This is a genomic window from Litorimonas haliclonae, from assembly GCF_965138505.1.
Lineage (GTDB): Bacteria > Pseudomonadota > Alphaproteobacteria > Caulobacterales > Maricaulaceae > Litorimonas > Litorimonas haliclonae.
In genome coordinates, this window is sequence record NZ_CBCSCO010000004.1 from 211441 (window position 1) to 233108 (window position 21668).

Consider the following 21668-nt stretch of genomic DNA (forward strand, 5'->3'; position numbering starts at 1 on the left):
CATGGCTTTGTCTCCTGAATTTGCTTTGCTGCTCTTACTGCTCATTCCGCTTGCCGCCGCCGTACTTATCCCGTTCGCGGGAAAGTGGCCGAATATACGTGAAGCTATTACGCTTATAGCGGGCGTCGCTTTACTTGGCGTGGTTATCTATCTCTGCCGCGAGGTCGCTGCAGGCGGACGACCAGAACTCTATTTGGGCCGGTTTGCTGGCTTCTTTGAAGTCAAATTTGTGCTCGAACCTTTGGGCGCCACCTTCGCGGCTATTGCCAGCTCGCTCTGGATTGTGAATTCGGTTTTCACCCTCGGTTATATGCGGGGGAATAATGAAAAACATCAGACACGGTTTTATATGTTTGTCGCCATTGCCATTGCCTCAGCCATGGGGATTGCGGCGTCTGGCAATTTGATTACGCTATTCATTTTTTATGAAGCCCTGACTATTTCGACCTTCCCGCTTGTTTCGCATAAGGGCGATGCCAAAGCCCGTAAGGGTCTGACCATTTACGCGCTCATTTTGATGGGCACGTCGCTGGCTCTGTTGCTTCCGGCGATTATCGGCACCCAGGTCATTGCTGGCACAACCGATTTCCAGCTGGGGGGAATCTTCCCGCCGGGAACCTCTCTGCTCGCGACATCCATCCTGCTTTTCCTATTTGCTTTCGGCATTGCCAAAGCGGCGCTTATGCCAACACATCCTTGGCTGCCAAACGCGATGGTGGCGCCGACGCCGGTTTCCGCGCTTCTACACGCCGTGGCCGTTGTGAAGGCCGGTGTTTTCACCATGCTAAAGGTCGTGGTCTTTACGTTCGGCCCGTCTCTGGCAGCAGAAACTCCCGCCTCGACCACATTGTCATGGATCGCCGCTATATCCATCGTGCTCGCCTCTGTTATCGCTCTGCGTCAGGACAATCTAAAAGCGCGTCTGGCTTACTCGACGGTGTCGCAGCTTTCTTACATCACCCTCGGCGCTATGCTCGCCACGCCCCTCGCGATTTTGGGCGGCGGCTTGCAAATCGTCATGCATGCTTGGGGTAAGATCACGCTCTTTATGTGCGCGGGCGCTATCTACACGATTTCCCACAGAACCAAGATTTCGCAATTGGACGGGTTGGGCCGCACCATGCCTTGGGTCTTCGGGGCCTTTCTGGTGGGCGCCGTTTCCATTATCGGCATCCCCCCCGCAGGCGGATCCTGGCCGAAATTCTTCTTGATGGCCGGGGCGCTGGATAGCGGTAAAGGGATTTTGATTGCGGCGCTGATTGCTTCGTCGATTTTGAATATCATCTATCTTGTGCCGATTGCGGTCCGCGGATTTATGAAGCCGCCCGCAGATGTCGCCGCCGACGCGATTATCGCCGAAGAGCAGAAGAAACATATTTGGGTCATCGTTCCGCCTGTCTTCACGGCGTTGGGCAGTCTGGTGCTGTTCTTCTTCGCCGGAGATATTGCCGAATTCCTGACACCGATTTTGGGAGGGCTGTCATGAGTAAGGACTCCGCAAACCCGAAAGTCCAAGAACATGCGGCAGAAGGCATTCACCCCGCCGCGAAACCCTTCCTGTTTCTGGTGGACGATAAGTTTAAACGCAATTTTTTATGGTTGCCGCTGGCCGGCATTATCATCACCACTATTTTGGGCGTGATGCACCCGTTAAAGCATCCGGCGCCGTGGGACATTATTCCGGGCTCTTGGGCTGTCTTCGGATTTTTAGCCTATTCCTTTATCGTCTTTATGGCGCGTCCTCTCTTTAAACTCTTAAGCCGCGACGAGAGCTATTACGGGGAGGGCGGATTGCCTGATCCTTATGTCAGCGCCGAAGGACATGATGAGTCCACTTCTGATAAGTCCGTCAAGACGGGGGACAAATCATGATTGATCTAATGAACATCAATCCCGGCCTCTGGATTATTCTGGCCGGACTCGTCTGCGCCTTGTTTCCTAAAACAGATGGCACGCATTTCATTCGGAAATTCTTTTTGGTCGCTGCCCCGGTCTTTGCCGGTTGGCTTATCTTTCAGATGCATTCTATCGAGCCGGAATATATTCGCGGCGTCCTGAATTTCGCAGGGATAGAGCTTACTACGCTCCGAATTGACGGCCTGTCGCTTGTTTGGGGCTATCTCTTCTGTCTGGCGGGATTGATAAACGGCATATACGGCCTGCATGAAAAATGCCGTATCACGGATAGCTCCGCTCTCATCTATACGGGGGCCGCCGTTGCGGGGGTTCTCGCTGGCGATATGATCACTCTTTTCATTTTCTGGGAAGTCACAGCGATTTCGTCCGTGTTCCTCGTCTGGAAAGGCGGCGAACATGCCTATGCGGCGGGTCTGCGCTATCTGGCCATACATGTCTTTTCAGGTGTCTTGCTCTTGGCCGGGGCCGTTATGGTCGCTGAGAGCCGGGGCGGGGACTTCACCTTTAACTTTATCGGACTGAATACGCCCGGTGGCTGGCTCATGATGATTGCTATGGGCATCAAATGCGGCTTTCCGCTCCTCCATAACTGGATGCAGGATGCCTATCCGAAAGCCTCTATTACGGGCACCGTTATCTTGGCGTCTTTCACAACCAAGTTCGCCATTTACGCTCTGGCGCGCGGTTTCGAAGGCGTAGATATCCTTATTTGGGTCGGGGCAATCATGACCTGTTTCCCGGTCTTCTTTGCGGTGGTGGAAAACGACCTTCGCCGCGTCTTGGCCTACTCACTGAACAACCAGCTCGGCTTCATGGTTTGCGGTATCGGGATTGGCGGCGCGCTCGCCATGAACGGGGTTGTGGGACAGGTCTTTGTTCATGTTATCTTTAAAGGCTTGCTCTTTATGTCTATCGGTGCAGTCATGTACCGGACAGGCACGGCCAAAGCGTCAGAGCTTGGCGGTTTGTTCCGCTCTATGCCATTTACTGCTGTGCTCTGCCTTATCGGGGCAGGCTCTATTGCGGCGTTCCCGCTTCTCGCCGCGTTCGTAACTAAAGCCATGATCCTCGCCGCCGCGCTTGAAGAACATCTCTGGGTGCCGTTTGCGATGATGCTCTTTGCCTCTGCCGGTGTGATGGAACACTCAGGCATCAAAGTGCCGCACTTTACCTTCTTTGCCCATGATAGCGGACGACGCGTCAAGGAAGCGCCTTGGAACATGCTTGTCGCCATGACTCTCGCCGGGATACTCTGTATTGTTCTCGCGTGGCCGTGGGGCGGATATGAGCTTCTCTACTCGCTAATGCCGTTCGAAATGGAAGCCTATAAGCCTTATACTTGGGATCACGTGGTCTTCCAGTTGCAGCTCCTCTTTGCCGCTATCTTTGCCTTTACCTTGCTCAAACGCTACGGCGTCTACCCGGCTGAGCGGCGGTCCGAGATTATCGATTCCGATTGGCTTTATCGCCGCTTAGGTCTGAACATGGCGTTATGGACCTCCGATATGTGGGACAGGCTCAACATGCATGTGAGCCGCCTGCAGAAGCGCACGATCGGCAAGGTGGGGCAGAAGCTCTATCAGATGTTCAGCCCTGCCGGCGCGATGAGCGAAGCGGCCCCGTCCGGCCTTCCGGCGGTTCTTACGGCCGGGACGTTATTCGTCACTCTGATCGTTATCTATGTCCTCGGCTCCTAAGCTCCCAAATTCTGAAAAGCCATCCGGGGACGACCTGTCTCCGGAGTTTCTTTTGACGCAAACCTCTAAAATTGCGGCGGCTTATCTGTCTCATAACGCGGTCGAAGCTAAAGCTATTCCGGATTTGCTCGGTTCAATTTATGACGGGTTAATGGAGGCCGCCTCACAGGCGGATGACGGGCAGGACGAAAAAGACCTCGTTCCCGCCGTCCCAATTGACGAGTCGCTCAAAGATGACGTGATTATATGTCTGGAAGACGGACAACCCTATCAATCGCTGAAACGTCACCTTCGGGTGAAATATGGAATGAGCCCCGAACAGTATCGAGAGAAATGGGGCCTCCCGTCCGATTACCCCATGGTCGCCCCGGCCTATGCCAAACGCCGCTCCGAACTCGCCAAACGGACAGGGCTGGGGAAGAGTCGTCCCTGATTTTTCGCCGTCATTTTCCTGTTAAATTCTCAAACTAGAATCTCTATCAAAAGTCGAATCGGAACCGATTCAAAAAACCGTGCTTTTTTGGGATAATTCCTGAAAATATGGTTAACAAATGGTTGCCGCTGGGACTCTCTTTTCCAATAAAGGCTCCAGAACTGGAATAAGGGCTGGTTCGGGGGAGAGTTTCGTGATCAAGGGTAACGCATTACGCCATCAAATGGTGCTTCCACAGCAACAGAAGATTTATGACTACTGGCGCTCCAAATGTGTCGGTGGTCAGCTCCCTACTCGTGACGACATTGAGCCTCACGTGATCGGCAAACAACTTCCCACCACGACCATTACTGAGGTTTGCGAGGGCGCAGAACGCTTTCGTATTCGTCTGGCCGGAACGGGTTTCTGGAATCTGTTCGATAGCGAAATTCAGGGCCGCCACATAGATGAACTCCCCCTGGGGTGCCGCATAGAATACTGGCAGCGCGTGCTCAGAAATGTGGTGCAAAATAAACGGGCCTATGCCGGCGTCACCCGGCCAGGCACGCCAAATGGGTCTCATCTGGCGCAGTTTTGGATTCGGATGCCGTTGTCCGAAAATGGGTCCGACGTAAACATGATCCTCGGTTATGATCATTTCGTCAAGATGGAACGGGCGGCGCGGTCAGAGACCGATCAGAATAAAGTTTACGCCTGATATCAATAGCTTAGTTTATTCTTCACGGTCTTTTGGACTGACGGATGTTGACATTTTGTTCTTTTATATAGGAATATAATCCTCACTTATGATTTTTGGGCTATACTGCCTTCAGTCATGACCGGAGGATTGAATGAGACGCCCACCCCATCCCAAAATTATAGCTCGTCAAACCCATCAGGCCGGACTCGTTATTGCGGCGGTTGCGCTCGAATTTGGTGTGGCCGAGCCGGATTTTATTGACCCGCCCAAGGCGACTCCGCATCTGCGCTTTGCCCGACAGATTGCGATGTATCTTATCAATACGGTGTACGAGCTGAACCCCAGCCATATTGCCCGTATTTTCTCGAAAGACAGATCCACTGTGACCCATGCGTTTAAAGTGATTGAGGAAAGCCGAGAAGATCCTGTTCTGGACATGAAGATTATTCATCTGGAAAACTTCCTGAGGCAGGCCCCAAAAACCGTGCCTCTGAAAGCGGAGGCCGCCTAAATGTTGAGCCCACATCAAGTTCAAATTCTACGTCGGCTAACTCACCATAAAGCGGTTATTTGTGTGACCACGGGCTGCGACGCTATGCCGGCGAAACCCTTGGGGGATAAGCGGAAGCGCCCGCTTTTCTGGGTACCTGTCAAAGACATGCAGGCTTTGGAATCCTACGGCGCATTGGAACTCCACAAGGACGGCTACCGCGTCGCCAAATCGGCGGAGCGGCGCCTTAAATATGGCCGCGACGGTACCGCAAAAAATCAGCACTACAGCCTCGAAGAGCGAGACGTTTACATTCAGGGCGGCGTGAAGCGCAAAGCCGCCGTCAATACACGTTTGACGACGCTGGACCGTCTGGCACGGCGAACGGATTATGACGGACGGCCTTTACTGGACGCTCCGCTGATTGAAGCGGGAGAACGCTTCACATGCGATTATCACGCCTCCGGCCATGGCCTAACCGCGACGCAGCGCTATGACATAGCGGGCGTGGAAGAAGGCGGACATAGCAATAATGCCGAGGATCAATTTATCCGCGCCGCAGACGCCAAAGCCAGAGTGCAAGAGGCGCGCGAGGCGATGGGGGCAGGTCTGGACGTGGCGGTTGTTGCGGTGTGTTGTCTGGACCAATCGTTAGAGGCTGTCGAACGCGCGGAGAGATGGGCCAGCGGTAGCGGCTTGACGGTATTAAAGCTCGGCTTGCAAAAGCTTTCTGCTCATTACGGAACGGTCGCAGGCGTCAAACGCGGCGCCTCAAAGCCGGACCCTCTTCCTGATCCTTATCCTTATGCTGAAAGAAATGTTCATGCCCGAACCAAGACACATGCCCGCAGAAAATGAGACATTGCTGTTTGACGCAGGCGCCCCGCAAATAGCTATTTTACGCTTGCTGGATGAAATGAACGTCGTGGCCGAAATGGCGCATGAGGAGGTGGGAGACCCAAGCTCCGCCCGCCAGACAGCCGAGACGCTCGATAAGATCGCCCGCTCCATGAGTAGCACTCTGAAATGCCTCTCTGATCTCCAAGCCCAAAATGAGCGCATCCGGAAAGCCGACGAAGAGAAGAAGTTCACGCGATATGAAGACCTTCCCCCGCCTAGTCCCGAAGATCGAAGACGCTTCCTGGAACGGCTCGATCATCTCGTCGCTGAGATCGAACCTCTCTCCGACGAAGCTGCTGCTGCTCGTTTGGAGTCTCTCCGGAAATGACCCTTTTCAGTTTTTCAAAAACTGGGAAATCTGGCAGCGCGATGATCAACGTAACGATACGGACTGGTTAATCTGGCTGCTCCTCGGGGGACGCGGATGCGGGAAAACCCGAACCGGGGCCGAATGGGTTCGCCGGAAAGTCTTTGAAACGGGCCGTATCGCTTTAGTCGCCCCGACTCTGGCCGATGCCCGTGAGGTTATGCTCGACGGGGAAAGCGGTCTTCTGAATATTGGATACCCGATGGAACGTCCCTCATATTCCCCGTCTCGCCGCCGCCTTGATTGGCCCAATGGCGCGGTGGGGTATTTATTTTCTGCTGAAGACCCGGACAGCCTACGCGGCCCGCAATTCGGGGCGGCGTGGGCGGATGAGTTCTGCGCCTGGAGCTATCCCGAAGACACCTTATCCAATCTGCGGTTTGGGCTACGGGTGGGCACGCACCCCCAATTGGTCATCACCACAACACCCAAACCTATTCCAGCCTTGAAATCGTTAATGTCGGCGTCGGGACTAGCTGTGAGCCGCGCTAAAACCGGGGCCAATTCCGCAAACCTGTCTCCGGCTTTTCTCTCCGCGATGGAGGATAGCTATGGCGGGACCCGTCTGGGGCGACAGGAACTGGAAGGCGAGGTGTTGTTTGACCGCGAAGGGGCGCTCTGGTCACAAGGCATTTTTGAGACCTGTCGTTTCAACGGCGCTATTCCGCAGCTGGACAAAATAATAGTGGCGATTGATCCGCCGGTTACGTCCGGGGCGCGTTCGGATCAATGCGGACTTATCGTAGCGGGCGCACAAGGCGAGGGGTCAACGGCGCGGGCCTATGTGCTGCATGACGGCACCGTTCAGGGATTGTCCCCGACGGATTGGGCCAAAGCGGCTATTTCTCTTTATCATGGCTGGGGCGCAGACGCTCTTTTGGCCGAAGTCAATCAGGGCGGGGAGATGGTCAAAACCATTCTCCGCACGGTTGACCCCAATATCCCTATCAAAACTGTCTTTGCCCATAAAAGTAAAGCGGGCCGGGCAGAGCCTGTCGCGCTGCTCTATGAACAGGGGCGCGTGTTTCATGCCGGGCGATTTGATGCGCTAGAGGCAGAGCTACGCCAAATGGGAACCAAGGGCCGCCAGAAAAGCCCTGACCGCGCCGATGCGCTCGTCTGGGCGTTAACCCATTTACTAATCGATGGACGATCCGACCCGATAATACGGCGGACTTGAGACTGATTCTATTGACTATTTTGTCAAAATTTCAAAATCCTTAAAGTCTCCTTAACCCTACTCCTTCACATATATGGCGAATTTAGCTACCTATTTTTGATGGCTGTGGGGACTGGAATATGGATAAAATTGCGAAGCGGACAATGAAGGAGACGTTGGAGGAAAAGCTCGGACGTACCACCTCTCAACTCGGCGAGCTCAACCGCGAATTAGCAGCGCAAATGATTAAGCTTGCGGCGCAGACCAATGATACGACCCCGCTGATTCAGGCGGTCGAGGCGCTCAACAAAGCCAAGACTTACTATAAAATCGATACCGCCCCGAAAGAAGCGCTGATTGTGCAATGCGCTTTGGCGGATACGCTTTTGAAACTCGGCCAGAAAAACCGCGACCGCGCGGCGCTTGAAAGTTCTATCGAAGCGTATCGCCGGGCCATTACCCTGGCCTCTCTCGTTGGGGACGAAACCCGGCGGCAAGATCTAAAAATAAATTATAAACTCGCCCAAACCCTGACCGGACGCCATAAAAAAACTCCGTCCCTGTTTAAGGTTGCGTAAAATAGAAGCTTTTCAGAGGCTTACAAGAAAAACCAAGAGAATGATCCGCACTTAGCGGTTCTGGGGTATAAACACCTTATCGCCGGAATTGCGCGTTTGCATACGCGCCGCCCGAAAGGATAAGCCCCATGTTGAATTTTTTCAAACCCGCTGCGGGTCGCAGCGGGTTTTTTGCTGCGCCGAAACCATTGCCGCCTGAATCGAAAGCTGCTCAGCCTCTCATAGCTCTGCAGCTATCGTCAGGCGCGCATTGGACGCCGCGTAATTTTTCTGCCCTGTGTCGCGAAGGGTTTGCCCGTAATCCCATCGTCTATCGCTGCGTTCGCTTAATTGCCGAAGCGGCAGCGAGCGTGCCTTTAAAGGTAGAGGGAAACAAAACGGCCTCAGAGTTTCTGACGCGCTCCCCGCTCATGTCCAGCTCAACGGAAACATTGGAGGCTTTCTACGGCTATCTTCAACTTTCCGGAGAGGCTTATCTGGAGGCGCGGATGAGAGACGGCGTCCCTAGTTTTCTGTCCGCCCTAAACCCCGTCGCCGTGACGCCGCTCCAAACGCAGACAGGCGCCGTGGCGGCGTGGGATATCGACACCGCAGGAGGGGACAGCCGGCGTCTACGTCATGACCTGGCCTCAGGCCGATCTCCTCTTCTGTCCATGTGCCTCTTTAGTCCGCAGGATTCAGTCTCGCCCTTGCAAGCGGCGGCGCAGGCGGTGGACCTCCATAACGAAGGCGGGCGTTGGGCGAAGGCGCTATTGGAAAATTCCGCGCGTCCCAGCGGCGCGCTCATTTACAAAGGCGCGAGCGGATCGGAGCATCTTACCGAAGATCAATTTGAACGGCTGAAATCCGAATTGGACACAGGCCATGCCGGGGCGCGCCATGCGGGCCGACCCCTAGTGCTGGAGGGCGGCCTTGATTGGAAATCCATGAGCCTGTCGCCGACCGATATGGATTTTATCCAGGCCCGCCGCGAAGCCGCCCGCGAAATCGCGCTCGCCTTTGGCGTGCCGCCTATGCTCCTTGGCCTGCCGGGCGACAATACTTACGCCAATTACCGCGAGGCCAATCAGGCCTTCTGGCGGCAGACGATTATTCCGCTTGTCCGCAAGACATCGGACGGCCTGCAAAGCTGGCTCCGTCCCTGGTTTGATGAGGCCCTCACGATTTCCCCTGATCTCGAAAAAGTCCCGGCCTTGTCCGAAGACAGAAACACGCTCTGGCAAAGGTTGACTGCCGCCACCTTTCTCTCTGACGCCGATAAACGCGCGCTTGCCGGATTATCCCCTGAAGGAGGCGCGGTATGAGCCAGAACAAAGCCTATTCTTTCAATCGCACGGTCACGCTCGGCATGTTGATAACCCTGTCCATTCAAACGGCGAGCGGTCTGATCTGGGCGGGCGGGGCGAATGCGCGGCTTGAAGCCGTGGAGACACAACTCGTCCTGCGTCAGCCCTCTCTGGAACGTCTTGCTCTGCTCGAAGGGCAGATGGATATGATACGGGAAAGCCTTGGCCGGATTGAGCGGCAAGTCACTCTCAACGCCATTGAAGCGGAGCGCCCGAAATGAGCGCCTCCCTTCGTATCAGCGGCTATGCCAGCCTGTTTAATCAGACGGACTTATCCGGCGACGTCGTGAGCCAAGGCGCGTTTGCTGCGTCTATTCTGGCCCTCCCGGACGGCCGATTGCCAATGTTATTCGGTCATGAAACCAGTGCGCCCATTGGAGTTTGGGACCGGGTGGTGGAAGATAGAACCGGACTTTTCGTCTCGGGACAATTAATCGGCGGCTCGGGAGAGGCGGATCGAATAGCCACCCTCATTCGTCAGGGCGCGGTCTCTGGCCTGTCCATCGGATACCGCGTTCGACGCTCCGGCCGAAATCAAACCGGGCGCCTCCTGACAGAATTGGATTTGTGGGAGGTCTCGGTCGTGGCTTTTCCCATGCTCCGCAGCGCGCGGATTACCCAAATTGACGATCTTCTACCCTCACATAAAGGAAACATGGCTTATGCCTGATTTAGAAACGAAGCATTTAAAAGCTGATTTTGCCAAAACATTCGAGGCGTTCAAATCAGCCAACGACGAGAGACTGGCGGCGCTGGAATCCAAATCCTCGGATGGTTTACTCGACGAGAAGGTCGCCCGCCTCAATGCGGCGTTGGACGCGCAATCCAAACAAATAGACAATCTGTCGATGAGCCTGTCCACCCCGTTGCAAGGCGGACGAAACAACAATGAAGCCAAATCGGCTTGGTCCTCTTTCATCCGAACAGGCGACGCCCAAGGGCTTGCCTCGCTTGAAGGCAAATCTCTCTCCAGCACGGATGGGGAGGGCGGCTATATCGCTCCGCCGGAAACAGAGAGCCGGATTGACCGGGCGCTGACGGAAAGCTCGCCTTTCCGCGCTATCGCGTCTGTTCGGCGCATTGGGGCCGGCCTGTTTAAAAAACCGGTTTCGTCCTCGGGCGCGGCGTCCGGCTGGGCCGGTGAAACCGATGCCCGGATTGAAACCCAGGCGCCGCAACTCGAACTGCTCGATTTCCCGGCGGGGGAGCTTTACGCCATGCCCGCTGCCACACAGGCGCTGCTGGATGACGGCGTCGCCGATGTCGATCAATGGCTCGCGGATGAAGTGCGTGACGTCTTTGCCGCGCAGGAAATGGCGGCGTTCGTTAATGGCGACGGAGTGAATAAACCGCGCGGCCTTCTCGATTATACCCAAGCCGCCAATGGCTCGCAAAGCTTTGGGGAAATCGGCACAGTCAGCACGGGAACAGCCGGGGCGTTCGATTCCACTGCCCCCGTCGATGCTTTGCTTGACTTAATCTATGCCGGAAAAAGTCGTTACCGCGCCGGGTCTAGCTTTGTCATGAACCGGCGCACTGTGAATGATATTCGCAAATTCAAAGACGCGGACGGGAATTATATCTGGCAACCCGCGACCGAAGCCGGGCAGCCGTCGACGCTCCTTGGCTATCCTCTGGTGGAGGCCGAAGACATGCCGGATGTGTCCAGCGGAGACGCCGCTATTGCCTTTGGTGATTTCCGACGCGGCTATCTGATTGTGGATCGTCAGGGCGTCCGCGTCTTACGCGACCCTTATTCAGCCAAGCCTTACGTCCTGTTCTACACGACGAAACGCGTCGGCGGCGGGGTGCAGGATTTCGACGCGATTAAGCTGCTCAAAGCCGCAGCGTAACTTACTTCCAGTCAATTTTAATCTTCACAAGGTCGCCCTCCGGGCGGCCTTTTTTATTTCTACCCATAGGAGGACATTTTGATAACCGATATAATGCCCCCGCCGATTGAGCCTATTACGCTTGAGGCGGCCAAACTCTTCTTGCGTCTGGATGACGACGCGGAAGACACTCTCATTACAGACTTAATTCAAAGCGCGCGGGAGCAGGTGGAAACACTCTGCCGTAAAACCCTGATAGAGCGGCCGCAACGCGTGAGTTTTGCGTCGCCGTTTAACCGTATTCTCTATTTGAATATTGCGCCGATAAAATCGGTCACGGCGATGACACTTCATTTGGAAAATGGAGGCGAAGAAGCCGTGTCTCTGGACGGTTTGAAAATAAATTTCCGCGCGACGCCGGCTTCGATTCAAAAAGACACTTTAGGACTTTGGAGTTGGCATCACCGCCCCGAAATCAAAGCAATCACCGTGGATGTGGTCGCGGGATATGGCGAAAGCATTGACGATATTCCCATGCCGCTGCGGCAGGCCATGCTCCTGCTCATCGGGCAGGGCTATGAGCATCGCGCGGGCATAGACATGCCGGGTATTCCCATGATGGTGGACGCGCTGGTCATGCCTTACCGGAGCCTGAAGCTATGATCGGGCAATTACGTACGCGGTTAGGACTTTACGCGCCCTCTGTGGTCGCGGATGACCTTGGCGGGACCGTCACGACATGGAGTTTCCAACGCGCCCTCTGGGCCGCCATTACGCCCAAGACACTCTCGGAAACGCGCGAGAATGGTCGGCTCAGTGTGACCCAAAGCTATCAGGTGACGATCCGCTATCGAGCCGATTTTCCGAAGCGGGCGCGATTGATTTGGGGCGATAGAATTCTGCGCGTCATTGCGGCGTCTGACCCCGATACGCGCGGAGAACGTCTCCACCTTATCTGTGAGGAGGAACGGCAATGAGCCAGGATATGATCGCCAAAGCGGTTCATTCGGCGCTCTCGCAAAACACGGGGGTTCAAGATGCACTCGGCACGCCGCCACGACTTTATGACAGCGCACCGGAGGATCCAGTCTTCCCATATCTCAGCTACGGCGCGATGCGCCGCGAGGATGTCGGCGGAGACGCCACCCCGCTTTGCTTACATCAGATGACGCTTCATCTCTGGTCGCGATATGCGGGAAGGGCAGAAATTCTGGGGCTGTTGGCACAGATCGAAACGGTTGTGACTGACCAAGACGCTCTATCGGCACATTTATCACCGGACACTCTCGTCAGCGCCACTGCGCTTTATTCGGATATTTTACGCGCGCCGGATGGACGAACCCATCACGGCCTCTTGCGCCTGTCTTTCCTCACTCAAGCCCTCTGATTTATAAGAAAGGAGCCTTCCATGAGCGCTCAACGCGGACGGGATATGCTCGTCAAAATAAAGCAAAACGATGAGAGCTATGTCACTCTCGCTGGATTGCGGACGAAAGCTCTGCGCCTAAACGCGCGGGTCGTCGATGTGACCGATAGTGATTCTGCCCAAGGGTGGAAAGAACTCTTGCCGAATGCCGGGGTCAAGTCCGCAGAGGTGTCAGGGCAGGGAATATTCCGAAATGAGGCTTCGGCTGCGCAAGTCAGGCAAGCTTTTTTCGATCAAGACGCTCTGGATTTAAGGTTTCTTTTGCCGGGCTTTGGTCAAATTGACGGTGCGTTTCTAATCTCGAACCTATCTTATTCCGGCAATTATCAAGGCGAAGCCGGATTTAACATTATTCTGATGAGTGCGGGCGCGCCCGTTTTCAACGCGCTATGACCCCGCATACTCGAACCGTCTCTCTGGACGGTAAACCTTATTCTCTTCGTTTCACTCTGGCGGCGTTGGCTGTCCTCTCTCGCCGTCTGGAGTGTCCGGGGCCAAAGGCACTGTCCCGCTGCCTGCAAAGCCCCGATCGACCCGCGCGACTATCCACCGCGCGGGTCCTGTTGGCCTGTCTGCTTTCTCCGGATTTCCTGCCGCCGGGGGAGGCGGACAGCGTCGCCTTTAAGGCCAGTGAAACAGAACTGGCCGAGGCGATGACCGTCATGGCGGAGATGATTGAGGAGGCGTTTAAGAGTGTCTGAGAAACTGAATTGGCCGTTTGAGGTCTGGCTCCGATTAGCGGTTTTACAGATGGGCCAAACGCCTGAAACTTTCTGGTCGATGGAGGTGATTGATTGGCTGACCCTCTGCAAGAAAGGCGAAGGCCAAGGTTTATCGCTTGCTGATTTTGAGGTCTTACAAAAACAATTTCCCGACAAGGAGGGGACGCATGACGGACGCAAATAGAGCGGCTGAGGCGGTTTCCAATTTCGATATTGAAGGCGCAGCTGACGCCGCAAATGACATGGCGCAGGCATTTGAGAAGGCGGGAGATCGTATCTCTAATGCGTTGGAACGTGCGGCAAGAAATGGCGAGTTTTCGTTGTCGAATATGGCGGAATCTATCACGCGGGATCTGGCGAGACTGGCGGTGCGGGAATTGATTTCTGACCCCCTTCAAACCGTTTTTAGTAACGCCATTCAGTCGGTCGCTGAGCAAAGTTATTCCTCTAAATCCACGCCTGTAAATGTGACGATGAATGTGTCCGGCGTCAGCTCCCCATCGGAGTTCAAGAAGTCGGAAACACAGCTCGCGGCGGGTCTGTCTCGTGCGTTAAACCAAGGGCGAAAGCTCCTTTAAATTTCTTTCGTAAAAGATCAAAATATGACGGAATTTCACGACGTCCGCTTTCCGATTTCGCTTGCTTTTGGGGCGAGTGGAGGGCCGGAGTTCATCACACAAATCACGCAGCTTTCAAGCGGACAGGAGTATCGCAATGCCCCGCACGCTCTCCCCCGCCGAAAATATGATGCAATCGCAGGGGTGAAGTCTCATGAGCAACTATCTGAAATAATGGAGTTCTTTGTATCACGAAAAGGCAGATTGCACAGTTTTCGTTTTTTCGACCCCTTTGACAATCGTTCCTGTTCTATAGAAAGAACGCCTTCACCCCTCGATCAGACCCTTGGGCAAGGGGATGGAGAGACAACCAAATTTCAACTCGTCAAAGACTATGATGGCCTCACGCGTCCTATCACAAAACCTCTTGAAAATTCGGTTGTGATTGGCGTCGATGGGCAGTCGGTTTCACCGCCTGACGTCGCCATAGATTACCTGACAGGGGTCATAACTTTTGTCTCGCCGCCGACACCCGGAGTCGTTCTCACAGCCGGCTTTTCTTTCGATACGGTCGTCCGGTTTGATACCGATTTTCTTGATATGACCTTGGAGGATTTCGGCGCGGGGCAGATGCGCAGCTTGCCTATGGTGGAGCTGCCTTATGCGTGAACTTTCTCCAGAATTAATTAATTCCCTTTCTCAGTCTGTTACGACTTTTTGCACGGCTTGGAAACTGGAACTGAAAGACGGACGCGTCTTTGGCTTTTCAGAACATGACCGCGACCTCGTCATTGACGGCGTGACCTATTTCGCCGGGTCGAGCCTGACGGAATCCGAAGCTGAACATCGTCTTGGCTTTGCCTCTGACAACGGCGCGATTGAAGGCATATTGGATGCGGTCTCAATTTCAAAAAGCGATATCACGGACGGTATTCTGCAAGAGGCCAAACTGTCCCGCCTGAAAGTCAACTGGCAGGACCCAACCCAATTCGTTGTGGTCTCGGTTGGGGAGCTAGGGCAAGTGACAACGCGTCGCGGTCATTATGAAATCGAATGGCTCGGCCTTTCCCATAAGCTCGGCCGGTCGACGGGCCGCGTATTTTCAAAAAAGTGTGACGCTAGCTTTGGCGACGCGCGTTGCGGGGTGGACGCATCGCAATTTCCGGACGGAACAGTTTGTCCGAAAACCCTTGAGGCCTGCCGCCATCAATTCGGCAATGTCATTAATTTTCGCGGTTTTCCCTTTTTGCTCGGCGATGACGGACTTTATTCCGGCCCCAAGGAAGGCGCGCGCAAGGATGGCGGCTCGCGTTATAAATGAACGACATTCAAAGGCGCGTCCTTACAGAGGCCAAGCGCTGGCTCGACACGCCCTATCAGCATCAGGCGAGTGAATGTGGGGCGGGGTGCGATTGTCTGGGCCTTATTCGCGGGATTTATCGCCGCCTCTATGGCGGGGAGCCCGTGGCCCCGCCGCCCTACACGCCGGATTGGGCCGAAGAATGCGGCGAAGAGACGTTGCAAAAGGCCGCGCGAGACTGGCTGGTAGAAATCCCGAACGCTCAGGCCCGCCCCGGCGACGCGCTTCTCTTTCGCATGAGCCCGGACGCGCCCTGCAAACATATCGCCATTCTTTCTGCGCCGAACATTATCACTCATGCCTATTGGGGCCGCGCCGTGGTGGAGAGTTTCTTTGTTCCCTATTGGCAACGCCGTTGGGTTCACAGTTTCCGTTTTCCTGAGAAAGACGTTTCATTATGACCACACTTGCTGTGACCGCCGCCAATATTGCGGCCAATACCGCCGCTCAGGCTGCCACCGCGTTTGCGCTATCCACGGCCAACCGCGCCATATCCCATATTTTCGATAATCGTGTGTTCGAAGGGCCGAGACTTGAAAGCCTTCATGTGCAGACCTCGCGGGACGGCGCGCCTATGTCGCGCGTTTACGGGCGGGTCAGGCTGGCCGGGCAGGTGATTTGGGCGTCGCGTCTGCGCGAAATCCGGACAGAAGAAGAAGTTCAGAGCGGCAAGGGCGGCGGCCCGACCCGTACGACTTACAGCTATACCATGAGCTTTGCCGTAGGACTCTGCGAAGGCGAAATTCTGGGCGTGGATCGCCTCTGGGCGAATGGAGAACCGCTGGCCAGCGCAGGCGTCACGATGCGGGTGTATAAAGGGACATCAGATCAAATGCCCGACCCGATTATTAGCGCGATTGAAGGCGGCCCTGTTCCGGCCTTTAGAGACACGGCCTATATTGTGTTCGAGGATTTTCCGTTGGATGGCTTCGGGGCGCGGCTGCCTCAAATAAATGCCGAAGTCATTCGGGTTCCCCCTTCGCAGGGCAATCAACAAAAAATGGAAAACTTGGTAAAATCTGTGAGCCTGTTACCGGGGTCTGGTGAATTTGCCTATGCCACGCAAATTATCGAGGAAACGCCAGAGCTAGGCGTTTCGCGTCCGATCAATATGAACAATCTCTCCGGTCAGGCGGATATTCTGCTGGCGCTGGATCAGCTCGAAGATCAGCTCCCAAATTGTAGTCATGTGTCCATTATAACGTCCTGGTTTGGGACGGATCTTCGATGCGGTGAATGTGAAATTCGACCCGGTGTGGAACGGCGCGACCGGATTATACCAAACGGGCAATGGCAGGTCGGGACTGATCCCCGCGGCCAAGCCTATCTGGTCTCTTCAGATGCCGAAGGCCGCCCGAATTTTGGCGGAACGCCGTCAGATGAATCGATTTTGCAAGCTATCCAAGCTCTCAAACAGCGTGGTTTCAAAGTCACGCTTTATCCCTTCATTCTGATGGATATTCCAGATGGCCCGAGTCCCTTTCCTTGGCGAGGGCGGATTGCTTCCGAAAACGGGACGGACGGCCATGCCGGAATTGCGGCGCAGGTCGCGCAGTTCTTTGAAGGGCCAAATGGCTTTCGCAATTTCGTTCTGCATTATGCGGATCTGGCCCAGCAAGCCGGAGGCGTGGACGGGTTTGTGCTCGGCTCTGAAATGCGGGGCCTGACGACTCTGCGTGGAGAGCGGGCAGGCGGTAAATCGACTTACCCGGCTGTTACGCATCTCGTTAGCCTGGCGTCGGAGGTGCGCGCGAGAATTGGGTCTGACGCCATGCTGACTTACGCCGCAGATTGGAGCGAGTATTTTGGACATCATCCACAGGACGGGAGCGGCGATGTTAGCTTCCACCTAGACCCGCTCTGGGCCAGCCCCGATATCTCGGCCGTAGGGATAGACGCCTATTTCCGGCTCTCGGATTGGCGGGAGGGCGCGCATCTAGATCAGAATTTGGCGCGTGATATTTATGACCTTGCCTATCTTCAAAGTCAGATTGAAGGCGGGGAAGGCTATGACTATTTCTATGGCTCTGACGCTGACCGGGACGCGCAAATACGCTCTTCGATTACCGATGGCGGGGCAGGAAAGCCCTGGGTGTTTCGGTATAAGGACATTCGAAACTGGTGGTCGCAGCCGCATTTCGACCGCGTCGGCGGCGTCGAAGTTGCGCAGCCCACGGCGTGGCAGCCGCAATCCAAACCTATAATTTTTACGGAAATTGGGTGTCCTGCCGTGCATTTCGGCGCGAACCAGCCCAATGTGTTTTATGACACCAAGAGCAGCGAAAGCCGCTTGCCGCATTATTCTAATGGCGAGCGGGACGACCTTATTCAACGGCGTTATCTAGAGGCCTTTATCTCCTATTGGGACGACCCCGCCCACAATCCGATATCGCCCGTCTATTCCGGCCAAATGATCAACACAGATCGAATGAGCGTCTGGACTTGGGATGCGCGCCCCTTTCCCGACTTTCCGGCGAGAGACAACGTCTGGTCTGACGGAGAAAACTGGCAGAAAGGGCATTGGATTGCCGGCCGAGTAGGGCTTGTCACTCTGGCAGATATTGTCCGCGATATCTCCGCACAAAGCGGTTTGCTTGATATAAACACTCAAGGTCTGAACGGTCTTGTCCAAGGCTATCACATTGACCGGCCTATGAGCGCCCGCGCGGCGATTTCGACGTTGAGCGAACTATATGGATTCAGCCTGGCCGAGCGGGCAGGGACGGTTGCTTTCTTCTCCCTTGGCGAGGGCGAAGTGCGGACACTTACGCCCTACGACTTGATGGACCATATCGACGGCCCAGTCACGCGAAGCTATGCCGACCCGGCTGAGAGCTTACGGGATGTGAGATTGCATTTTATCGACGCCGGAACGGAGTATCAGCTTGGCCTTGCCTCCGCGCGTGATCGGCTATCCGAAACAGAACGAATTTTGGATATAAATGCGCCCGTTGTCATGGATCGGAGTTTCGCAAACTATCTCTGTGATAATTTGATGGAGCGGATAGAGAGCCAGAGTGAAAGCGTGCGCTTTTCTTTGTCGCCGCAAAACCTGACATTGGAGGCGGGGGATCGCGTCAGGCTACCGAATATAGGGGGTGTTTGGCGTGTTGAAGCTTTGGAGGGGCAAGTCGTACAGGCCAAGCGGGATGTCGCAAGTCCTGTAAGTGCGCTTCAGGGGATGACCCCGGATGCCCACGACCCCATAATCTATCCCGGTCGGCCCGTTCCGATTTCTCTCAACCTTCCAGCGCCTTTTGTGGGTCTCGCCGTCGGGGCCTTGCTCTCACCTTTTAGCGACACTGTGATAGAGGCTACGGGAGAGAGCGCGGAGCTTCGGGCGCCTCTACGCCTCGGCGCGTTACTCACGGATATTCCGTCCGGCCCCAGCGCTTACTTTGACCGCGCCGCAGAATTTGAAATCCTCATGGCGGGCACAGGCCTCAACAGTAAATCCGAAGACGCCGTCCTGTTAGGGGCCAACCGCTTTGCCGTCGAGACGCCGCAGGGCTGGGATTTTTTGCAAGCCGCCAATATGACTTTGATTGGGCCAAACCGATATCGTTGCGACACTATTTTGAGAGGCGTGGGCAGTGAAGGCTATAGCCGGCAAGGCGTGACGTCCGGGGCGCGAATTGTCTGGCTGGACGCTGGCGTCCAAGTCTTGGACATCAACCCCGACTACATAGGGGAGGCCGTGTCCTTAACGGCCATAGCCAATGAGAGACAAAGCGCCCCCACAGAGTTTGAATACGCCGCGAGCCACCTCAAACCGCTCAGCCCCGCCCATCTCACGGCTAAACGCGATGCGGGCGCTCTTGTTATAAACTGGATTCGCCGCAGCCGTGTAGACGCGGATAGCTGGCTAGGGGAAGTGCCTCTAGGCGAAGGGAGCGAACGCTATCGTGTCCGGCTATGGGACGGTGAAACGCTGATTGAAACCGCAGAGGTCACCACCCCGAGCTATCAATCCATGGCCCCAAACCTCACCCACATAGATGTCTCGCAAGGCTCAGATTTAGTAGGATGGGGCGCGACAGCAAAACTTCTGATTTCTGCGAGCTAAGCCATTGAAAACGCCGCCGTTCCGCTTACATTCCTATCATGGCAAAAAACCCTTATACTTTATTGGGGGTGAAGAAAGACGCGACCAAGGCCGAGATTAAAAAAGCTTACCGGACGCTCGCGAAAAAACTTCATCCTGACACGAATAATAATGACCCCAAAGTTGCGGAGCGCTTCAAGGAAGTGACGGCGGCCTATTCCCTGCTGTCCAATGACGATATGCGCAAGCAATATGATACGGGTCAGGTCGATGCATCCGGACAGCAGCAAAATCCCTTTGCAGGCGGCGGCAATCCCTTTGGCGGGGGCGGGCCGCAGACAGGTTTTGGCGGTTTTGGCGGCTTTGGCCAAAGGTCTCGCCGCGGCGGTGGCCAAGACGATATGGCCGACTTATTTTCCTCACTCTTCGGGATGAATATGGGCGGCATGCAAGGCGGCATGGAACGACCGCCCATGCGTCCCCAGAAAGGCGCGGATGTTCGCTATAAAATGCAATTACCTCTCCTAACCGCGCTGGAAGGCGGTACAAAATCCCTTCAGGGCGGACTAAAAGTAAAGTTGCCCGCCGGCGTTAAAGACGGTCAGGTCTTGCGCTTGCGCGGTAAAGGACGTCCGGGCGTCAATGGCGGCCCGGCCGGTGACGCCAAGATAGAAATTACGATTAAGCCGCATAAAAACCTGCGACGCGAAGGCGATGACCTGCATCTGGATTTACCCATAACGCTGTCAGAGGCGGCAAAAGGCGCGAAAGTTGATATTCCCATGCCGCAGGGCACAGTAAAATTGACGATTCCGCCAGGAACGAACTCCGGCAAGCGCTTTCGGTTGTCGGGAAAGGGGGCCGCAAAAGGCGATCTCTACGTCACCACACGCATCAAATTAACGGATGCGGAGCTTGCGGCTTTGCCGACCATGGCCAAAGACTGGCCGGATATGGGCGGGGCTGACATTCGAAACGGATTGCTCTAAGCATTAATCGCTCGCCTGAATCAGATATTCAGATGTTATTCAGGCTTCTATTGCTAAACAGGGCGCATGATGACGTTACGGTCCATATTGATTACTGCGACGGCGCTTTTTATGAGCGCTGGAACAGCTATGGCTGCGCCGCTATTGCCGAGCCAGAAGGCCGACTTAAAGGCTCCGGCGGCCGCGCCAGCTAAGCAATCGCCGACCTACGTAAAATTTGCACAAAATCGTATCTCCGCGTCTCAGGCCAAATCCATTGCCCTATCGCGTGTGCGCGGCGGCGAGTATGTCGACCTGCGTCTGGTTGGAAATACCTATATCGTGCGGGTACGGGCGCCGGGGGGAAGAATTATTGATATTCGTATTGACGCCCGGACAGGCCGGGTGAAATGATAGTCTCTGTCACGTTCGACCCGACGTGACACCGCTTTTAACTATAGGTTTTTCATGCGCGTATTAATTGTTGAAGACGATCCCGATTTGTCACGCCAGCTCCGCACGGCGCTAAAAGATACCGGTTATGCGGTCGATGTGGCCGATAATGGCGAAGACGGCCACTTCCTCGGCGACACCGAACCTTATGATGCCGTGATACTGGATTTAGGTCTGCCATTGATTGACGGCGTCTCTGTTCTTCAAAAATGGCGCGCGGACGGGAAGAAATTTCCCGTTATGATTCTCACCGCGCGCGACCAATGGAGCGAAAAGGTTGCCGGTTTTGATGCTGGCGCGGATGATTACGTGACCAAGCCATTCCATACCGAAGAGCTTATGGCCCGGCTCCGGGCTTTACTGCGGCGGGCTTCCGGGCACAGCACGGACACGATTGATATTGGCGAGCTGTCTGTCGATAACCGCTCGGCGCGCGCCTTTGTCAACGGGATGGCGATTAAGCTGACAAGCCATGAATTCCGGTTGCTGGCCTATATGGCGGCTCACCAAGGCCGGGTCATTTCCCGGACGGAACTGGTCGAGCATATTTACGAACAGGATTATGACCGCGACTCCAACACAATCGAAGTGTTTGTCGGCCGTTTAAGACGTAAGATTGGCACGAACCGTATCGAAACTGTCCGTGGGCTCGGATATCGCCTGATCGATCCGGCCTCCGAAAAGGCTGAGTAAATTACGGCCTTCTTGCGCAAATTTAGTTTCAGTCTATGCCTGACCT

28 protein-coding genes are annotated in these 21668 nt (G+C 55.1%); all 28 read left to right on the plus strand.

Annotation, left to right across the window (positions count from 1 at the left end):
• Position 1 precedes the first annotated feature (1 nt).
• Complete coding sequence (locus ACNA05_RS10675) at positions 2–1486, plus strand: proton-conducting transporter transmembrane domain-containing protein (protein WP_415811473.1); 1485 nt, start codon at positions 2–4, stop codon at positions 1484–1486.
• Complete coding sequence (locus ACNA05_RS10680; protein WP_415811474.1) at positions 1483–1872, plus strand: hypothetical protein; 390 nt, start codon at positions 1483–1485, stop codon at positions 1870–1872. Before ACNA05_RS10675 ends, ACNA05_RS10680 begins: the two co-directional genes overlap by 4 nt.
• A complete protein-coding gene (locus ACNA05_RS10685; RefSeq protein ID WP_415811475.1) occupies positions 1869–3614 on the plus strand; it encodes a Na(+)/H(+) antiporter subunit D in 1746 nt (581 codons plus the stop codon). The genes ACNA05_RS10680 and ACNA05_RS10685 overlap by 4 nt, the downstream gene beginning before the upstream one ends.
• The gene (locus tag ACNA05_RS10690; protein WP_415811476.1) at positions 3598–4047 is read left to right on the plus strand and encodes a Ros/MucR family transcriptional regulator; all 450 of its coding nucleotides are present in this window, start codon (positions 3598–3600) and stop codon (positions 4045–4047) included. Before ACNA05_RS10685 ends, ACNA05_RS10690 begins: the two co-directional genes overlap by 17 nt.
• Positions 4048–4240: 193 nt before the next feature.
• Complete coding sequence (locus ACNA05_RS10695; RefSeq protein WP_415811477.1) at positions 4241–4744, plus strand: PAS domain-containing protein; 504 nt, start codon at positions 4241–4243, stop codon at positions 4742–4744.
• A 133-nt stretch (positions 4745–4877) separates the two neighbouring features.
• A complete protein-coding gene (locus tag ACNA05_RS10700; protein WP_415811478.1) occupies positions 4878–5237 on the plus strand; it encodes a helix-turn-helix domain-containing protein in 360 nt (119 codons plus the stop codon).
• Positions 5238–6074, plus strand: a complete 837-nt coding sequence (locus ACNA05_RS10705; protein ID WP_415811479.1) for a DUF6456 domain-containing protein — start codon at positions 5238–5240, stop codon at positions 6072–6074.
• Entirely contained in the window at positions 6040–6444 is a 405-nt protein-coding gene (locus ACNA05_RS10710) for a hypothetical protein (RefSeq protein ID WP_415811480.1), read from the plus strand. Before ACNA05_RS10705 ends, ACNA05_RS10710 begins: the two co-directional genes overlap by 35 nt.
• A 76-nt stretch (positions 6445–6520) precedes the next feature.
• The gene (locus ACNA05_RS10715; protein ID WP_415811551.1) at positions 6521–7663 is read left to right on the plus strand and encodes a DNA-packaging protein; all 1143 of its coding nucleotides are present in this window, start codon (positions 6521–6523) and stop codon (positions 7661–7663) included.
• A gap of 119 nt (positions 7664–7782) precedes the next feature.
• The gene (locus ACNA05_RS10720) at positions 7783–8220 is read left to right on the plus strand and encodes a hypothetical protein (RefSeq protein WP_415811481.1); all 438 of its coding nucleotides are present in this window, start codon (positions 7783–7785) and stop codon (positions 8218–8220) included.
• Between the two features lie 128 nt (positions 8221–8348).
• Positions 8349–9524, plus strand: coding sequence for a phage portal protein (locus ACNA05_RS10725; protein WP_415811482.1), 1176 nt, complete (start codon positions 8349–8351; stop codon positions 9522–9524).
• Positions 9521–9787 carry a hypothetical protein gene (locus tag ACNA05_RS10730; protein ID WP_415811483.1) on the plus strand — a complete coding sequence of 89 codons (267 nt, stop codon included), beginning with the start codon at positions 9521–9523 and terminating at the stop codon, positions 9785–9787. The genes ACNA05_RS10725 and ACNA05_RS10730 overlap by 4 nt, the downstream gene beginning before the upstream one ends.
• The gene (locus ACNA05_RS10735) at positions 9784–10236 is read left to right on the plus strand and encodes an HK97 family phage prohead protease (RefSeq protein WP_415811484.1); all 453 of its coding nucleotides are present in this window, start codon (positions 9784–9786) and stop codon (positions 10234–10236) included. Before ACNA05_RS10730 ends, ACNA05_RS10735 begins: the two co-directional genes overlap by 4 nt.
• A complete protein-coding gene (locus ACNA05_RS10740) occupies positions 10229–11419 on the plus strand; it encodes a phage major capsid protein (protein ID WP_415811485.1) in 1191 nt (396 codons plus the stop codon). Before ACNA05_RS10735 ends, ACNA05_RS10740 begins: the two co-directional genes overlap by 8 nt.
• 78 nt (positions 11420–11497) lie before the next feature.
• Complete coding sequence (locus tag ACNA05_RS10745) at positions 11498–12061, plus strand: head-tail connector protein (RefSeq protein WP_415811486.1); 564 nt, start codon at positions 11498–11500, stop codon at positions 12059–12061.
• Positions 12058–12375 (plus strand): phage head closure protein, encoded by a 318-nt coding sequence (locus ACNA05_RS10750; RefSeq protein ID WP_415811487.1) that lies wholly within the window; start codon positions 12058–12060, stop codon positions 12373–12375. Before ACNA05_RS10745 ends, ACNA05_RS10750 begins: the two co-directional genes overlap by 4 nt.
• Positions 12372–12785, plus strand: a complete 414-nt coding sequence (locus ACNA05_RS10755; protein WP_415811488.1) for a DUF3168 domain-containing protein — start codon at positions 12372–12374, stop codon at positions 12783–12785. The genes ACNA05_RS10750 and ACNA05_RS10755 overlap by 4 nt, the downstream gene beginning before the upstream one ends.
• A 21-nt stretch (positions 12786–12806) precedes the next feature.
• A complete protein-coding gene (locus tag ACNA05_RS10760) occupies positions 12807–13217 on the plus strand; it encodes a phage major tail protein, TP901-1 family (RefSeq protein ID WP_415811489.1) in 411 nt (136 codons plus the stop codon).
• Positions 13214–13525 (plus strand): hypothetical protein, encoded by a 312-nt coding sequence (locus ACNA05_RS10765; RefSeq protein WP_415811490.1) that lies wholly within the window; start codon positions 13214–13216, stop codon positions 13523–13525. Before ACNA05_RS10760 ends, ACNA05_RS10765 begins: the two co-directional genes overlap by 4 nt.
• Positions 13518–13730: a phage tail assembly chaperone gene (locus ACNA05_RS10770; RefSeq protein ID WP_415811491.1), complete on the plus strand. Its 213-nt coding sequence runs from the start codon at positions 13518–13520 to the stop codon at positions 13728–13730. Before ACNA05_RS10765 ends, ACNA05_RS10770 begins: the two co-directional genes overlap by 8 nt.
• Positions 13714–14124 (plus strand): phage tail tape measure C-terminal domain-containing protein, encoded by a 411-nt coding sequence (locus ACNA05_RS10775; protein WP_415811492.1) that lies wholly within the window; start codon positions 13714–13716, stop codon positions 14122–14124. Before ACNA05_RS10770 ends, ACNA05_RS10775 begins: the two co-directional genes overlap by 17 nt.
• A gap of 24 nt (positions 14125–14148) precedes the next feature.
• A complete protein-coding gene (locus tag ACNA05_RS10780; protein ID WP_415811493.1) occupies positions 14149–14772 on the plus strand; it encodes a phage distal tail protein, Rcc01695 family in 624 nt (207 codons plus the stop codon).
• Positions 14765–15424: a DUF2163 domain-containing protein gene (locus ACNA05_RS10785; protein ID WP_415811494.1), complete on the plus strand. Its 660-nt coding sequence runs from the start codon at positions 14765–14767 to the stop codon at positions 15422–15424. The genes ACNA05_RS10780 and ACNA05_RS10785 overlap by 8 nt, the downstream gene beginning before the upstream one ends.
• The gene (locus tag ACNA05_RS10790) at positions 15421–15864 is read left to right on the plus strand and encodes an NlpC/P60 family protein (RefSeq protein ID WP_415811495.1); all 444 of its coding nucleotides are present in this window, start codon (positions 15421–15423) and stop codon (positions 15862–15864) included. Before ACNA05_RS10785 ends, ACNA05_RS10790 begins: the two co-directional genes overlap by 4 nt.
• A complete protein-coding gene (locus ACNA05_RS10795; RefSeq protein ID WP_415811496.1) occupies positions 15861–19529 on the plus strand; it encodes a baseplate multidomain protein megatron in 3669 nt (1222 codons plus the stop codon). Before ACNA05_RS10790 ends, ACNA05_RS10795 begins: the two co-directional genes overlap by 4 nt.
• Positions 19530–19567: 38 nt before the next feature.
• The gene (locus ACNA05_RS10800) at positions 19568–20497 is read left to right on the plus strand and encodes a DnaJ C-terminal domain-containing protein (RefSeq protein WP_415811497.1); all 930 of its coding nucleotides are present in this window, start codon (positions 19568–19570) and stop codon (positions 20495–20497) included.
• Between the two features lie 69 nt (positions 20498–20566).
• Positions 20567–20890: a PepSY domain-containing protein gene (locus ACNA05_RS10805; RefSeq protein WP_415811498.1), complete on the plus strand. Its 324-nt coding sequence runs from the start codon at positions 20567–20569 to the stop codon at positions 20888–20890.
• Positions 20891–20944: 54 nt separating this feature from the next.
• Entirely contained in the window at positions 20945–21622 is a 678-nt protein-coding gene (locus ACNA05_RS10810; protein ID WP_415811499.1) for a response regulator transcription factor, read from the plus strand.
• Positions 21623–21668 lie beyond the last annotated feature (46 nt).

Bases quoted from the DNA above. Each gene is read 5' to 3' on its own strand.
- ACNA05_RS10690 (WP_415811476.1), top strand. From the start codon at position 3,598: ATGTCCTCGGCTCCTAAGCTCCCAAATTCTGAAAAGCCATCCGGGGAC.
- ACNA05_RS10795 (WP_415811496.1), top strand. From the start codon at position 15,861: ATGACCACACTTGCTGTGACCGCCGCCAATATTGCGGCCAATACCGCC.
- ACNA05_RS10805 (WP_415811498.1), top strand. From the start codon at position 20,567: ATGACGTTACGGTCCATATTGATTACTGCGACGGCGCTTTTTATGAGC.
- ACNA05_RS10725 (WP_415811482.1), top strand. From the start codon at position 8,349: ATGTTGAATTTTTTCAAACCCGCTGCGGGTCGCAGCGGGTTTTTTGCT.
- ACNA05_RS10750 (WP_415811487.1), top strand. From the start codon at position 12,058: ATGATCGGGCAATTACGTACGCGGTTAGGACTTTACGCGCCCTCTGTG.
- ACNA05_RS10705 (WP_415811479.1), top strand. From the start codon at position 5,238: ATGTTGAGCCCACATCAAGTTCAAATTCTACGTCGGCTAACTCACCAT.
- ACNA05_RS10675 (WP_415811473.1), top strand. From the start codon at position 2: ATGGCTTTGTCTCCTGAATTTGCTTTGCTGCTCTTACTGCTCATTCCG.
- ACNA05_RS10720 (WP_415811481.1), top strand. From the start codon at position 7,783: ATGGATAAAATTGCGAAGCGGACAATGAAGGAGACGTTGGAGGAAAAG.
- ACNA05_RS10765 (WP_415811490.1), top strand. From the start codon at position 13,214: ATGACCCCGCATACTCGAACCGTCTCTCTGGACGGTAAACCTTATTCT.
- ACNA05_RS10775 (WP_415811492.1), top strand. From the start codon at position 13,714: ATGACGGACGCAAATAGAGCGGCTGAGGCGGTTTCCAATTTCGATATT.
- ACNA05_RS10780 (WP_415811493.1), top strand. From the start codon at position 14,149: ATGACGGAATTTCACGACGTCCGCTTTCCGATTTCGCTTGCTTTTGGG.
- ACNA05_RS10785 (WP_415811494.1), top strand. From the start codon at position 14,765: ATGCGTGAACTTTCTCCAGAATTAATTAATTCCCTTTCTCAGTCTGTT.
- ACNA05_RS10760 (WP_415811489.1), top strand. From the start codon at position 12,807: ATGAGCGCTCAACGCGGACGGGATATGCTCGTCAAAATAAAGCAAAAC.
- ACNA05_RS10755 (WP_415811488.1), top strand. From the start codon at position 12,372: ATGAGCCAGGATATGATCGCCAAAGCGGTTCATTCGGCGCTCTCGCAA.
- ACNA05_RS10710 (WP_415811480.1), top strand. From the start codon at position 6,040: ATGCCCGAACCAAGACACATGCCCGCAGAAAATGAGACATTGCTGTTT.
- ACNA05_RS10730 (WP_415811483.1), top strand. From the start codon at position 9,521: ATGAGCCAGAACAAAGCCTATTCTTTCAATCGCACGGTCACGCTCGGC.
- ACNA05_RS10810 (WP_415811499.1), top strand. From the start codon at position 20,945: ATGCGCGTATTAATTGTTGAAGACGATCCCGATTTGTCACGCCAGCTC.
- ACNA05_RS10740 (WP_415811485.1), top strand. From the start codon at position 10,229: ATGCCTGATTTAGAAACGAAGCATTTAAAAGCTGATTTTGCCAAAACA.
- ACNA05_RS10700 (WP_415811478.1), top strand. From the start codon at position 4,878: ATGAGACGCCCACCCCATCCCAAAATTATAGCTCGTCAAACCCATCAG.
- ACNA05_RS10735 (WP_415811484.1), top strand. From the start codon at position 9,784: ATGAGCGCCTCCCTTCGTATCAGCGGCTATGCCAGCCTGTTTAATCAG.
- ACNA05_RS10680 (WP_415811474.1), top strand. From the start codon at position 1,483: ATGAGTAAGGACTCCGCAAACCCGAAAGTCCAAGAACATGCGGCAGAA.
- ACNA05_RS10685 (WP_415811475.1), top strand. From the start codon at position 1,869: ATGATTGATCTAATGAACATCAATCCCGGCCTCTGGATTATTCTGGCC.
- ACNA05_RS10800 (WP_415811497.1), top strand. From the start codon at position 19,568: ATGGCAAAAAACCCTTATACTTTATTGGGGGTGAAGAAAGACGCGACC.
- ACNA05_RS10790 (WP_415811495.1), top strand. From the start codon at position 15,421: ATGAACGACATTCAAAGGCGCGTCCTTACAGAGGCCAAGCGCTGGCTC.